The organism is Ureibacillus sp. FSL K6-8385 (genome assembly GCF_038593155.1).
Classification (GTDB): Bacteria; Bacillota; Bacilli; order Bacillales_A; family Planococcaceae; genus Ureibacillus; species Ureibacillus terrenus.
Genome location: NZ_CP151968.1, coordinates 966873 through 980195, shown reverse-complemented (window position 1 = coordinate 980195; position 13323 = coordinate 966873). Strand labels below are relative to the sequence as shown.

The following is a 13323-nucleotide window of genomic DNA, read 5'->3' as shown; positions in this document are numbered from 1 at the left end:
AAAAATAAAAGACGGGATTTCCCCGTCTTCTTTACTCTATTGTTTTTGAAGCAAATATTGGGCTCTTTGGTTTTCAATCCATCTTCTCATCGTTCTGAACAGCATCATCACAAGCACCATCAACATGATTCCTTTTATGAAATTAAACGGCAGGATGCCAAGAACAATCATTTCTTTTGCGTCAAATCCGCCCATTCCAAGAAAATATGTGTACATTGGCAGAAACGCGACGTAATTTAAAATGCTCATCCCGATGGCCATTGTGAATGTGCCGGCAATCAGCCCCATCATTAAACCTTTTAAGGAGCCGGATTTTTTATAAAGATAATAGACCGGCAAAATGAAAAGGAGTCCAGTCGTGAAATTCGCTATATGTCCTACCGGCACCCCCGTAGGTGCACCGATAAAAATCCAATTCAATATATTTTTGATCAGTTCCACAATAATGCCGGCGACAGGTCCCATTATAATTGCCGCAATCAATGCAGGGACATCGCTGAAATCAATTTCCAAAAACACAGGAAAATACGGCAACGGAAAGTTCAAAAACATTAAAATGCAGGAAATGCTCGAAAGCATCGCGATTGTTATGAAAGATTTCAATTTCATTTTGTTCATCAGCACTCTCTCCTCTTTGCTTATTTCATCGCAAGAAGAAAGGTACTAGTCGGCTTCGTTGCAATTAAAAATCCCTTATGCAAACATGCATAAGGGAGAAAATGTACAACATGTGACAACACATGACCATAATAATTTGTCTATTGGACCAAGCAAAAAAGCCAATAGAAAGCAAGCCATGTGCAAAAACACACATAACGAAACGACTGTACCATCTTCTCCCATCCAGACTATACTGTCGGCTTTGGAATCTCACCAAATCCTGCTCATAAAGAGCTCGCGGGCTTAAGAACGCGAAGTTCTAACACCGCCGGTCGGGAATTTCACCCTGCCCCGAAGATGATTTAATCCTTATTAAATTTAATCCTATTATAGGAGAATTCCGAGTATTTGTAAAGGAATTAATTAGAAATATTTTGAATACTTTTTTCTCTTATTGTCCTAAAACCTTCTGATCCGTAATCGCACTTTCAAAACATAAGCATTTTTAATTCATTAAAACCGTATAGGGCAATTTATTTGGACCCGCCGGAATCGGCAACGGCTTTCTAAAATCAAAGCCTTGCCAATCCGATTGCACGATGTTTTCAAATTGCACGGACTTGCCAAATCCTGCTGCCGTCAACAACATCCCTTCAATCATTTGCATCGCTTCCACCTGGTTATAATTGGATAAATCCAAAGGGTTGGAAAACGTAACCCTCACAACCCCGTTGCTTTCAACTGCAGAATAATCAGCATTCGGCAGAATGACGGAGCGATAAATATCGTTTGTGCTGGTTTTCAATGCTTCCATCGCTTGTTCAACCGTCGGGAACGTTTCTCTAAAATTTGGCGCCAGAAACTCAGACCCGTCATTTTGAACATATTTAAAATACGCATATTGCCGCGTTTCCGGACCCATTTGGAGCGGGTACTCTTCCCCCACTTCCTTGAATATCAACGGCTGATTATTTTCATCGACAAATTCGATTTTTCTATAATCCGTAAAAGTATCAATCAAAGAAGCGTAATAGGTCGAAAGGGTTGCGGAAGCCGTATCATATGGATGATTTTCCGGCAATTTATGGACTACGGTATCACCCCGTTCACTGATTTCCCCCGCATATGGGTGATATTCCATAAATCCTAATAGCCTTTCGTTCAAACGGGATGCATAAACATTATAAAGTTCTACTTGAGTCGGATCGGATTTCCCGAAATCTCTTAGAATCTGTGTATTCGGAATTAAAATGGTCACCGGAATGCTGTCCGCGTCGTCGCTTGCAAGACCAATCCGGAAAAGGGTGTTTCCTTCCAATTCTTCCGGATAAACGGCCGTTTTCAAATCCGCCATCGTTGTAATTGATGAATCCAATTGTTCCTGTTGCCCCTTTTGATTATAATCAAAAGTTTTCATCTCCTGATTCGGGGGCGTATTTGACGCGCCTTCAGGCTGTGTTGTCTCGTCAGTCGCCGGATTTTTTATCAACAAAGGAAGGAGTATGGCAATAAACACTACGGCACACGCCGCAATCATCCACGGGATGATTTTATGATGTTTCTTTTTCTCAGGAGGCTCTTCCTCAAAAATCCCGTCCTTTTTTAAACGTTCAAATACTTCTTCTTTCGAACGGGTATCATGAATTTTTGGAATTTTTGATAATAGTTCTTCAATGCGTTTGTCATTCCAATCCTCATGATTCATGTTGCTTCGCCTCCTTATTCTGTGATAATAGCTCCCTCAATTGTTTGATTGCCCGGTGCTGGGTCGTTTTCACTTTTCCTTCAGTCCAATTTAGAATTGCAGCGGTTTCCGCTATGGACAATTCCTGGAAATATCGCATAATGATCACCAATTGCTGGTCCCCCGTGCATTTTTCCAAAGCCCCCAATACTTGCCTCGTTTCATCGTTTAATTCCAAAAAAAATTCCGGTGATTTCATTGGGGACACAAGTTGTTCCTTTTCCCAGTCAAACGCATCATAGGAGCGTGTGGCACGCACAGCCTTCTTACGGAAATAATCAATTGCCACATTTTTTGCAATGGAAAAAAGCCAGGTCTTTTCAGAACTTTTCCCCTGAAAACGTTCGTACGACTTTAAAACGCGCACATAGACTTCATGGGACAAGTCTTCTGCGACCGATCGGTCCTTGACTAAAAATACCAAAAAACGGAACACATCTTGATGATAATGATCATACAGCCGATGGAATATGGATTCTTTCAATCCATGACACCTCGATCCCTTATTGAGTTTGTCGTTTAAAAAAACGAAACGTTTCACTTCCTGAGCTGATTTCCGCAGAAACTTTTTTCGGAAACAAAAAAGAATCCGCTTCTACTCCAGGCCAAATAGGGGACAAACTTGCTTTTTGTCTTTTCTGAACTTCTTTACCTGGAGTATCCACGGATTCTTAACCATTTACAACGGCAAATAGAATGTAAAGGTCGTCCCTTTTCCGACTTCACTATCTACCCGTATATTCCCATTATGCGCTTCCACAATATTTTTTACGATGGCAAGTCCTAGGCCTGTACCCACTTTTTTGTTGCGAGTTCTTGCTTTATCCGCCTTATAGAACCGTTCGAAAACAAACGGCAGATCTTCTTTTGAAATTCCTTCCCCGGTATCGGACACTTGAACTTTCAAATAAGACAACTCTTGTTGCAGCGATACCGTTACACTGCCATCTGCCGGCGTATGGCGGATTGCGTTGTCGATCAAATTTGTCAACACTTGTTCGATTCTGTCTTCATCGATATTGATTACCGCATCATCCGGCATTTCTGTATGGAAGTTCAAATGAATATGATTTTCCTTCGCCACTTGGCTGAATTTTTGGGTAATCCGTTCAAAAACCGGGTTGATTGGAACGGTTTCCTTCACCAATGTCTCATGTCCGGATTCCATTCGTGCCAAATCGAGCAAATCGGCAACCAAACGGCCCATCCGCTGGGATTCATCATAGATGATTCGGATCATTTCGTTCTTCTCTTCTTCCGATTCAACGACTCCATCAATAATGGCCTCGGAATAACCTTGCAACATGGCAATCGGCGTTCTCAATTCATGGGATACATTGGCGATAAAGTCCGAACGCAATTTATCCAATTTAATCTGTTCCGTCATATCCCGGATGACGGCGATGGCACCGCGAATCGCCTGACCGCTGCTTTTCAGCGGGCTGATGGTGATCCGGTAATAGGAACCGTCAATTTCCAGGTCTTCCTCCAGCTTGTCTTCAAAATTCAGAACATGATCCAACATTTCATACAATTCTTCCGGCAAGAATAATTCCTTATCCATGCCGTTTCGAATGAACCAGCGCTGTAATAGCCGTTCCGCAGGAGGATTGCTCAACAAAATGGTTTTATCTCGGTTAAACGAAATCACCGCATCCGTCATCGATGTCAGAATGCTGGAAAGTTGTTCTTTTTCTTGGTTGATCACTTCCAAATGATGCTTCAATTGCCGCCCCATTTGATTGAATGCCACCGCCAATTGGCCGATTTCATCGTTCTGATTCATCGGCAGCTGTTCGTCAAATTTTCCTTTGGCGATGTCAAAAGCATATTCACGCATTTTTCGAAGGGGTTGAGTAATTTTGGATGATAAGAAAAAGGCAAAGAAAGTTGTCAGTACAAAGGCGATTATGGCCGAAAGAAAGACGATTTTCGTTGTTTGATTTGTCGTTTCATGAAGTGCCGTCGGGTTCTGGAATATAAACAATCCCCCCTGCACTCCATTCTCTATTGACAATGGGTATCCCAAAACAAAATAGGATTCCATCTTGTCTTCTTCTGTTTGGGATGGCAAAATCATTTGCCGAATGATCGGCTTATTGGAATCAAAGATTTTTTTGAACTCTTCAGATTCCAATAATTCCTTCCTTATTTCTTCCTGATTTTTTCCGGATTGATAACTGGAAATCACCGTATGGTCCTTAAGGGCGATAATGGCATTGGTATCTTCATTCAACAAATCTTTCAATAACTCATCGGTAATTTGATCGATATCCGTATGGGCAACAATGTTTGATATGGTCGTTGCCGCTTGCTTAAGCGAGCTTTCCGCTTGCTTAATATGAAAATCATCAAGAAATTCAAGCATGGCAACCGTGAAAATAAATAACACAAATGAAACGAGAAGCAATATGGTTGCCCATAGCTTCCCGACAATACTATTCCATATTCTAGTCATTGATAACCTCGAACTTGTAACCTACGCCCCATACGGTTACAATCATTTTGGCAGCTTTGTCAGATACGCGATTCAATTTCTCTCGCAAGCGCTTGATATGCGTATCGACAGTGCGCAAATCACCGAAGAAATCATAATGCCATACTTCTTTTAATAATTGTTCCCGGTCAAATACTTTATCAGGTGATTTAGCCAAGAAGTACAGCAATTCATATTCTTTAGGGGTTAAGTTCACTTCTTGTCCATCACATGTTACACGGTGTGCATCATTATCGATTGTAAGATGAGGGAATACGACGATATCTCTCGATGCAGTTGTATTTGACACTTGATTCAATGCGCTGGAGCGTCGTAAAATCGCTTTCACGCGCAAAACGACTTCCCGAGGACTGAACGGTTTTACAATATAGTCATCCGCCCCTAATTCAAAACCTTGCACCCGGTTTGCTTCTTCACCTTTCGCTGTTAACAATATGATTGGCGTTGATTTCTTTTCTCTTAATTCTTCACAAACTTGCAGACCGTCTTTCTCCGGCATCATGATATCTAAAATAACGCAATGATAATCTTTTTCCAACGCCTTTTTTAGAGCGACTTCGCCGTTTTCCGCCTCGTCTACCTCGTATCCTTCCCGTTCTAAATACATCTTTAATAGACGACGAATTCTGTCTTCATCATCTACAACCAAGATCGACACTTTTTCAGACACGATGTAAAACCCCTCTCTTTGCATTATCTACTATAAACATTGTACAATTTTATGAAAAAAAATTAAAGATAAATAAAGAAAGGCCTTCCCAAAAGAGGAAAGGCCTTTCACAAATTCTTAAAATTTTGTCATATATTCACGAAATTTGAAGTATATAGGAATTATGCATATGAATGTAGACCTGCAATCACCAGGTTGACAAATACCAAGTTGAAGATGATGATGGCAAATCCGATTAATGCAAGCCAGGCAGATTTTCTGCCTTCCCATCCTTTCGACAAGCGCAAATGCAGATAAGCTGCATAGAAAAGCCATGTAATAAGAGCCCATACTTCTTTTGGATCCCAGCCCCAGAATCGGCCCCATGCTTCCTGTGCCCAAATCATGGCAAAGACGAGAGCCCCCAGAGTGAAAACCGGGAATCCAATCAATACAGAACGGTATCCAATTTCATCCACTAGGTTGGTATTGACTTTTTTCACCAAAGGATTCAGCAGCTCGCAAATACGTTTGCGCACAATGAAACGGTAAAGCAAGTATAGAATCGTACCTGCGATAAATGACCAGACAACTGTTGTCAATTTTTTCGCATTGATATATGGAGGCAATTCCACTAACGGTTCCATTACGCCGTCCGTTTTCAATTCATATTCGTTCATGCCAAACAATGCCGGCATATTATAAACAATCTCCGCCTCCATGCCATTCTTATCAACGTACGTAAACTCCGCCTCATACCCCATGGTGCGGAATGTTAATGTCACAACGACAAATCCGATAATCACGACGAAAAGATATAAAATTGCTTCAAGCCAAAAACGTTCTTTTGATTTTTGTTTCGGATCGACTTCTTTCAATAGGTAAACAAGCCCAGCCACCGCGCTGATGGCCAAGATCGCCTGCCCGATTGCCGCGGTCACGACATGGAGAGTCAACCAATGGCTTTGCAACGATGGAACAAGCGGCGTCACATCCGTCGGGAACATCGTCGCATAGGAAATAAAAAGTATGGCGATTGGCAATGCCACCAATCCAAGGGTTTTGACCCGATAAATAAAGTAGATTAACAAAAACGCCCCCACCAAAAACATACCAAATGCTGTTGTAAATTCGAACATATTGCTGACAGGAGCATGTCCCGCATAAATCCAGCGGGTGATGAAATAACCCAGTTGTGCAATAAACCCGACAACGGCTACAACAATACCCGCTTTGCCCCATTTTTCCGCTCTGCTGGCTGCGCCATCATTCCGCTTGATGGAACCCGCAATCAACACAGTTCCTAAAATATATGCAAAAAATGCGATTAACAGCAGATTGCTGCTTATATCAATAAGACTCATTCGACATCGTCACCTTCCCTTTTCGTTTCATCATTCTCTTCAAGCTGGTCGATATATTGAGGTAAATGAGCATATTCCGTTACAACATTTAAATCTTTTTTCAAACCAAACCAGTTTTTGTTTGTATGAGCAGCAAGCAAAAGAGTGCCGTCTTCCAGTTGTTGTACCCACAGGCGACGATGATTCCAGTAAGAACCAATTGCTAGCCCAATCAAGAAAACAATTCCGCCAACAATCAAGATCGGGATGGTTACATCTTTTTTGATGGCCAATCCTGACACATTTCTTGTTTCTACATTTTTAAATGTCATTTTATATTCATTATCTCCTGCTTCAACAGGTGCTGCACCAATGGATACGAAACTGATCTCCCCTTCCGGCTTGTCCGGAGTAATCATTTTGAATACAAACGCCGGATTATTAGGATATTGGGAAGCCGTTTGCGGAATCCCGTCCTTTAAGCCGGAAAAATCAGGATAATAGTTTAATATCTCGACTTTTGTGTTTTCCCCTAAAACATATTCTTTTTCCGGATTTGTCAAATCAATGGTCAACGTTCCGAGAGACTCTCCAGACTGCTTGTTGGTCAACCCGAAAGTCATCGATTTGAATTCATTTAACCGATAATCCATCTGGTAAATGGAATACCCATCATATTTAAGAGGATGGTTTACCCGGATGGAATACTCTTTCACCAAATCCAGATTTTCCGTGTCGCCCAAAACAGCCCCTTCAGGCTGCTTATAAAGCTTTACATCCGATTGATAGTTTTTGGCGATCTTGGAAACTCCCTGTTCTATTTGGGCTCTTGTCGGTTCATTATCATACGTTTCTAAAATAAATTTTTCATTTTCAAGGTAATAACCGTCCATCCCCGGTATTGCTCGGATTTCCCCTTCACGGATCCACATGGCCTCGTCCACATGGAATCCGGGAATAAAACGGAGCATCAGGCCAAACAAAAAGATAATAAGCCCCAAGTGGTTTATGTATGGGCCTGATCGGGCGAAACGGTTTTTCTCCGCCAATAAAGCGTTTCCATCACGGCGCACTTTATAGCGCAATTTTGACATTTTCTCGGCAATTAAATCAAGGGTTTTTGAAGCATCCCCCTCTGTAACGGGTCCGTGGGCGACAATCCGCTGTTTCTTCATGAAGCTTTCGTGGCGCTTCACTCTCTGATTTTTTAATGATTTATAAAGCGGAATGCCCCGGTCAAGGCTCGCCACAATAATGGAAATTGCCAATAGGCCCACTAAAATTTGGTACCACCAGGAATTATAGAGATCGGATAAACCTAGTTCATAATAGAGTTTTCCAAGAGTACCGTAGTTTTGTTCATAATAAAGCGCTTTTTCCGCTTCCGTTGCCGCCTGGATATTAAATTTTTGAGGGAAAAATGTACCAAAGGAAGAAGCGATTAAAGTAATGACGATTAACGATACGCCTACTTTTACGCTGGAAAAGAAATTCCAAATTTTATCGATAATTGATTTGTTATAAGTTTTTGAACGGATGGCCGATCCATCGTATTTCATATCAAGCACCTTTTGGGCTTTCGCCTCTTCCGTCAACGGTCTGCCGCATTTTCCGCAAATCTTGGTTCCGAATGGATTTTCATGGCCACATACGCATTTGACTTTTTCCATAATTTGAAATACTCCTATTCTGGCTTAATTGACTCCATATAAGTTTGAATTTGCTGTTCAGACAATTCACCAGGAGGAATTCTTTTCACTTTTCCTTCCGGATCAATCAGAAAAGATGCAGGCAATTGTCCAACATTATAGGCTTGCATGACGCTTTTTGTTTTATCGATGACCACCGGAAATGTGAGATGTAATTGATCGACATAGTTTTGGACTTCGAAGTTGGATTGGGCGATATTGACTGCCAACACTTGCACGCCCTGGTCTTTAAATTGCTGATATTGGCGTTCCAAGGCCGGCATTTCTTTTTTGCAAGGCTCGCACCATGTTCCCCAGAAGTTCAAAAAGACTCCTTGTCCCTTGTAATCGGATAAACGGTGGGTATTTCCTTCCAAATCGACCAATTCAAAATCCGGGGCCTTATCGCCATCCTGCAAAACTTCCACTTTGTCTTTCGTCGCAGAGTTGTAAATCGTGTAAATTATTGCACAAGCCAACAATCCGAGAATTAACCCTCTGATCACCATGCGCTTCTTTTTCTTGTCCATATGATTGATATCCTCCTTGGAGAGATCAGTAAAATCTCTTTCATTATAGCAAATATTTCAAGGATAAATTTGAAATGTTTTTGAAGGTTATCACTATGATAGTAGTACTAACCGATTTTTCCCGTCTCTGCCAAAACCCGGAGCTGTTTTACTTCATGGGGGGTTAATTCGCGAAACTCTCCGGCGTTCAACCCTTTCAAATCAAGAAAGGCAAATCGTTCCCGTTTCAATTTCACAACAGGTGTCCCGATCGCCTCAAACATGCGGCGTACTTGCCTGTTTCTCCCTTCATGGATGGTAATTTCGCAAATCGCTTTATTAGCCTTGCGATCGATTTTTTTCAATTCCACCTTTGCCGGGGCCGTCATGCCGTCTTCCAGCATAATTCCTTTCCGAAGCTTTTTTATGTCTTCAAAACTTGGAATTCCTTTCAGCCGCGCGATATAAGTCTTTTCGATCTTATATTTTGGATGGGTCATTAAATTGGCAAATTCCCCGTCGTTCGTCAATAGCAAAAGGCCTGATGTGTCATAATCAAGCCGGCCGACAGGAAAAATTCTTTGTTCCACATAGCCTTTGAAAAAATCCAGAACGGTTTTTCTTCCCCGGTCATCCGAAACGGTGGATACGACCCCCCTCGGTTTATAAAAGAGAAAATAAACTTTCTGTTCCCTCTCCACTTTGATTCCGTTTACTTCAATGACATCCGTTGCGGAAACCTTTGTCCCCAGCTGCGTAACCACCTCGCCGTTGACTTTCACTTTGCCTTCCAAAATCAGTTCTTCCGCTTTTCTCCTTGAAGTAATTCCCGCTTGTGCAATCACTTTCTGAAGCCTTTCCAAGATGACTCACCCCTACCCAATCATTGAGAACCTTTTTACCTGATGAAAATTATGTCATATTTTGTCTTAATATTAAAGAAAAATCACTCGCTTTTCAAAATGAAAAGCTGTCCGAAAACCAATCCGACCGGACAGCTTTATAAAATAATTATTTCAGCGTAACCTTTTCAGAATAAATGCTTTCATCGTTTAAAAATATATGCCAGATTCCATATTTCACATCTTTGTTCCTTGAAACATGCAGGACATGCCGCAATTGATCCTCTTCTTCGTTTGAAATCAGCAATTTGATCGGCTTTTTCAGTTCCACGGTTACATTATTTGCGGCTTTATATTTCCCTTTTCTTACAATCGTTTTCACATCATATTCTTCGAACACCTGATTCGCAAGTTGTTTATGTACTTGCCAATCGTTGGCTTCATTTAATGTTACGACGATAATCCGTTCATCATCTCTTTCAAAATACGTTGCGAGTGTTCTGCCCGCCACTTTGGTGAAACCTGTCTTTCCTGCCACCGCGCCGACCTGTTCTCGGAGCAGACGATGTTTGTTGAGCCAAACCGTTCCGTTTTTCGTATTGCTTTTATATTGGATTGTGGAAGCAATTTTATAAAAATCTTTGTTTGCCAAAGCGATCCGCAACATCTGGGCCGTGTCATAAGCGCTGGACAGATGCAAATCATGGTGCAGACCCGACGGATTGGTGAAATACGTTTGATTCAGCCGATAATACATGGCTTTTTCGTTCATCAAATCAACAAATCCTTCGACAGACCCTCCTGCGTGTTCCGCCAACGCGTACGCCGCATCGTTTCCTGAACGGAGCATAAGACCGTACAGCAATGTTTCGACGGTCACCACTTCACCCGGCTCCAAATAGATGGAAGACCCTTCACTCATGGCGGCTTCCCTTGAAATGACCACTTCGTCATCCAAATCGCTGTTCTCGATGGCAACGAGGGCAGTCCAAATTTTTGTAAGGCTTGCAATGGGCATTCTCGCATGCTCGTTGTTCCCAATCAGCGTTCTTCCCGTGTCCGCATCAATGACAACATAAGAAGCCTTTGCAACTTGCTGAAACAAAAAATAGAAAGTCACTGAAACAGCAAAAGCAATCGCAAACTTTGCTAATTTCACTTAGCCACTCCTTTTAGCATTTTCATTTTGAAACACTTCCTGGAATTTTGTCATAAAGAGATCTGTTTGTTCTTGCTCTGCTTCAAACTCTTCTTCCGGCAGCGGAGGGAGTTCCGATAAATCGGATAAACCAAAATAATGAAGAAATTCTTTTGTCGTGCCGTAAAGAATCGCGCGTCCTGTTCCCTCCGCCCGTCCGACTTCCCGGATGAGTCCTCTGGAAACAAGAGTTTGTATTGGACGTTCGCTTTTTACACCGCGCAAGTCTTCGATCTCGGCCCTTGTGATCGGTTGTTTATAAGCGATGATGGCAAGCACCTCCAACGCAGCTGTAGACAATACCTGGCTATTTGGATGTTCGACCAATTTTTTGATTGTATTTGCCAATTCTGGTTTTGTTGTTAATAAATATGTATCCGCCAATTGTTTAATGGTAAGCCCGGATGCCGGATTATTTTCGTAGCAGGTTTTCAGCTCGCTCAACCCGGCTTCTATGTCCACTTCCCCCACATCCAATAAATCCGCAAGTTGTTTGACCGTCAATCCTTCATCCCCTACCACAAATAGAAGAGCCTCAATCCTGCTCATCAATATCTTCGAGTTCACCCAATAGTTCCTCCTTCTGCAAAATTACGGTTAAATCTTCAAAATTGTTTTCTTGTTCGACGTAAACAACTTGGCGTTTCATAAGTTCGAGAAGAGACAGAAAGGTTACAATCAAGGTTGACTTGTCTTCATATGGAAAAAGTTCAAAGAAGCTGGATTTGCCGCCTCTTTGTTTTAGCACGTCCACCACTTTAAACATCTGCTCTCTGACCGGAATATCCTGTTTTTTTACTGTTGTTTTCAATGGTTTTCTTAACTGTTTTCTTCTCAGCATTTTTTGGAAAGCATACAGCAAATCGTAAACATTGACATCCGGATTAAACAATGTCAGCTGTTCATCCTGCATAAATGGAGACAAATCGCTAGGCGGTTTTGTGAAATTTTCCGGAGCGTTTTCCTCCAACTTTTTCAATTCATTTGCAGCCTCTTTAAATTTTTTATACTCCACCAATTTTTGCACCAATTCTTCCCGGGGATCCGGTTCTTCCACTTCAAATTCCGATTCTTCCATCTCCCCTTCATGAACGGGCAAAAGCATCCGGCTTTTGATGGCAAGAAGAGTTGCCGCCATCACTAAATATTCGCTTGCTTCTTCCAGCTCCAACACTTGCATGGCCCGTACATGTTCCATATATTGGGCGGTTAATTCCGCCATCGGAATATCATATATATCGATTTCCAACCGCTGAATTAAATGCAATAATAAATCTAGCGGTCCTTGAAAGGCATCCAATTTTACTTCATACATATGTCACACACCTTGAATCTTAATAAAATGACAATAGGAATGAGGTTATGAAAAAATGCATCCCCTGCTGCATCCGTCATTTATCGATTTTTGCGCATATTTCAATGGTAATCAAGATTATTTTGAATGTCACGAAGTTTTAGAGGATTATTGGAAGACAATCGCGCCAAAAGAAAAAGAACATCCCCTCACAGGGTACATCCAATTGGCAACAGGCCTCTACCATTGGCGCAGAAACAACTTTCGCGGTGCATCGAAAATGTTAAGAAGAGCTTATGAAAAATTCATAGCGAACCGAAACCACCCATTTTTTGATTATATCGATTTTCAAAGATTATGTAACGATTGTTTAAAAGCGCTTGACGCAATTGAAAAAAATAAACCTTTTAAAGCTTTTCCAATTCAAGTGGCCAATCCGGTCCTGGAGGAAAAAATAAACGAAAAAATCAAGTCCCTTCCGCCGGTTTCCCCTCAATTTCTTCTTCATAAACATATGCTGCGAAATCGTATAGATATTCAAAAATAAGAAGGGAAAAAGAAAGGGCAGACGTTAATTTCCGTCTGCCTCTTGCAAGCTATGTAAGCATTTATTCACGAATGGTTCTGTCTCTTCACATGCCCGGATTTCTGTATATTCCCCGGAATCTTTTAATGCCTTCAACATTTTTTTGGCAATTCCCTCTCCCCGGTAGGAAGGGACAACGGTGATGTGCTGAATGGTTGCAACAGAATCTTCGACAACAACGCCTACTATGCCGACATACTCATCATTGTTTTTCCATAAATATAATTGCCAGTTGTCTTCTTGTTCATAAGAATGCATTGTTTCCATCAATTTTTTTACGTCCTTCTCCTGCGGCATAAACGAAAGCAAACCCATCGCTATTTTCTCGAGTGATTTTTTATAACGAACTAACATGTAACATTCCCTCGTTTTC

At 41.6% G+C, this 13323-nt stretch carries 14 protein-coding genes and 1 riboswitch; of the genes, 1 reads left to right on the top strand and 13 read right to left on the bottom strand.

Annotated elements, in window-relative coordinates; genetic code table 11:
• Positions 1-36: 36 nt before the first annotated feature.
• The 12 genes from NST62_RS04730 to NST62_RS04675 form a co-directional block, all read right to left on the bottom strand.
• Complete coding sequence (locus NST62_RS04730) at positions 37-618, bottom strand: ECF transporter S component (protein ID WP_141600958.1); 582 nt, start codon at positions 616-618, stop codon at positions 37-39.
• 209 nt (positions 619-827) lie between these two features.
• A riboswitch (FMN riboswitch) is annotated at positions 828-963 on the bottom strand.
• Positions 964-1105: 142 nt separating this feature from the next.
• The gene (locus tag NST62_RS04725; RefSeq protein ID WP_141600959.1) at positions 1106-2305 is read right to left on the bottom strand and encodes a hypothetical protein; all 1200 of its coding nucleotides are present in this window, start codon (positions 2303-2305) and stop codon (positions 1106-1108) included.
• Positions 2295-2828 carry an RNA polymerase sigma factor SigX gene (locus NST62_RS04720; protein WP_141600960.1) on the bottom strand — a complete coding sequence of 178 codons (534 nt, stop codon included), beginning with the start codon at positions 2826-2828 and terminating at the stop codon, positions 2295-2297. Before NST62_RS04720 ends, NST62_RS04725 begins: the two co-directional genes overlap by 11 nt.
• A 195-nt stretch (positions 2829-3023) precedes the next feature.
• Positions 3024-4802: an ATP-binding protein gene (locus tag NST62_RS04715; RefSeq protein ID WP_141600961.1), complete on the bottom strand. Its 1779-nt coding sequence runs from the start codon at positions 4800-4802 to the stop codon at positions 3024-3026.
• On the bottom strand, positions 4795-5511 hold the full coding sequence (locus NST62_RS04710) for a response regulator transcription factor (protein ID WP_141600962.1): 717 nt from the start codon (positions 5509-5511) through the stop codon (positions 4795-4797). Before NST62_RS04710 ends, NST62_RS04715 begins: the two co-directional genes overlap by 8 nt.
• Positions 5512-5672: 161 nt before the next feature.
• The gene (gene ccsB, locus NST62_RS04705; RefSeq protein ID WP_141600963.1) at positions 5673-6854 is read right to left on the bottom strand and encodes a c-type cytochrome biogenesis protein CcsB; all 1182 of its coding nucleotides are present in this window, start codon (positions 6852-6854) and stop codon (positions 5673-5675) included.
• Complete coding sequence (locus NST62_RS04700; protein ID WP_141600964.1) at positions 6851-8503, bottom strand: cytochrome c biogenesis protein ResB; 1653 nt, start codon at positions 8501-8503, stop codon at positions 6851-6853. The genes ccsB and NST62_RS04700 overlap by 4 nt, the downstream gene beginning before the upstream one ends.
• A gap of 14 nt (positions 8504-8517) precedes the next feature.
• Positions 8518-9051 carry a thiol-disulfide oxidoreductase ResA gene (gene resA / locus NST62_RS04695; RefSeq protein ID WP_141600965.1) on the bottom strand — a complete coding sequence of 178 codons (534 nt, stop codon included), beginning with the start codon at positions 9049-9051 and terminating at the stop codon, positions 8518-8520.
• A gap of 107 nt (positions 9052-9158) precedes the next feature.
• Positions 9159-9893: a pseudouridine synthase gene (locus NST62_RS04690; RefSeq protein WP_141600966.1), complete on the bottom strand. Its 735-nt coding sequence runs from the start codon at positions 9891-9893 to the stop codon at positions 9159-9161.
• Positions 9894-10041: 148 nt separating this feature from the next.
• Complete coding sequence (locus NST62_RS04685) at positions 10042-11031, bottom strand: D-alanyl-D-alanine carboxypeptidase family protein (RefSeq protein ID WP_342463182.1); 990 nt, start codon at positions 11029-11031, stop codon at positions 10042-10044.
• The gene (gene scpB, locus NST62_RS04680; RefSeq protein WP_141601066.1) at positions 11032-11619 is read right to left on the bottom strand and encodes an SMC-Scp complex subunit ScpB; all 588 of its coding nucleotides are present in this window, start codon (positions 11617-11619) and stop codon (positions 11032-11034) included.
• Complete coding sequence (locus NST62_RS04675; RefSeq protein WP_141600968.1) at positions 11606-12385, bottom strand: segregation/condensation protein A; 780 nt, start codon at positions 12383-12385, stop codon at positions 11606-11608. Before NST62_RS04675 ends, scpB begins: the two co-directional genes overlap by 14 nt.
• 55 nt (positions 12386-12440) lie before the next feature.
• Between NST62_RS04675 and NST62_RS04670 the strand changes: the two genes are divergently transcribed.
• Positions 12441-12911, top strand: a complete 471-nt coding sequence (locus tag NST62_RS04670) for a DUF309 domain-containing protein (RefSeq protein ID WP_141600969.1) — start codon at positions 12441-12443, stop codon at positions 12909-12911.
• A 24-nt stretch (positions 12912-12935) separates the two neighbouring features.
• Here the strand turns inward: NST62_RS04670 and NST62_RS04665 are convergent, their stop codons facing one another.
• Positions 12936-13304 (bottom strand): GNAT family N-acetyltransferase, encoded by a 369-nt coding sequence (locus tag NST62_RS04665; protein ID WP_141600970.1) that lies wholly within the window; start codon positions 13302-13304, stop codon positions 12936-12938.
• Positions 13305-13323: the final 19 nt, after the last annotated feature.

Bases quoted from the DNA above. Each gene is read 5' to 3' on its own strand.
- NST62_RS04670 (WP_141600969.1), top strand. From the start codon at position 12,441: ATGCATCCCCTGCTGCATCCGTCATTTATCGATTTTTGCGCATATTTC.
- NST62_RS04675 (WP_141600968.1), bottom strand. From the start codon at position 12,385: ATGTATGAAGTAAAATTGGATGCCTTTCAAGGACCGCTAGATTTATTA.
- ccsB (WP_141600963.1), bottom strand. From the start codon at position 6,854: ATGAGTCTTATTGATATAAGCAGCAATCTGCTGTTAATCGCATTTTTT.
- scpB (WP_141601066.1), bottom strand. From the start codon at position 11,619: ATGAGCAGGATTGAGGCTCTTCTATTTGTGGTAGGGGATGAAGGATTG.
- NST62_RS04715 (WP_141600961.1), bottom strand. From the start codon at position 4,802: ATGACTAGAATATGGAATAGTATTGTCGGGAAGCTATGGGCAACCATA.
- resA (WP_141600965.1), bottom strand. From the start codon at position 9,051: ATGGACAAGAAAAAGAAGCGCATGGTGATCAGAGGGTTAATTCTCGGA.
- NST62_RS04665 (WP_141600970.1), bottom strand. From the start codon at position 13,304: ATGTTAGTTCGTTATAAAAAATCACTCGAGAAAATAGCGATGGGTTTG.
- NST62_RS04730 (WP_141600958.1), bottom strand. From the start codon at position 618: ATGAACAAAATGAAATTGAAATCTTTCATAACAATCGCGATGCTTTCG.
- NST62_RS04700 (WP_141600964.1), bottom strand. From the start codon at position 8,503: ATGGAAAAAGTCAAATGCGTATGTGGCCATGAAAATCCATTCGGAACC.
- NST62_RS04725 (WP_141600959.1), bottom strand. From the start codon at position 2,305: ATGAATCATGAGGATTGGAATGACAAACGCATTGAAGAACTATTATCA.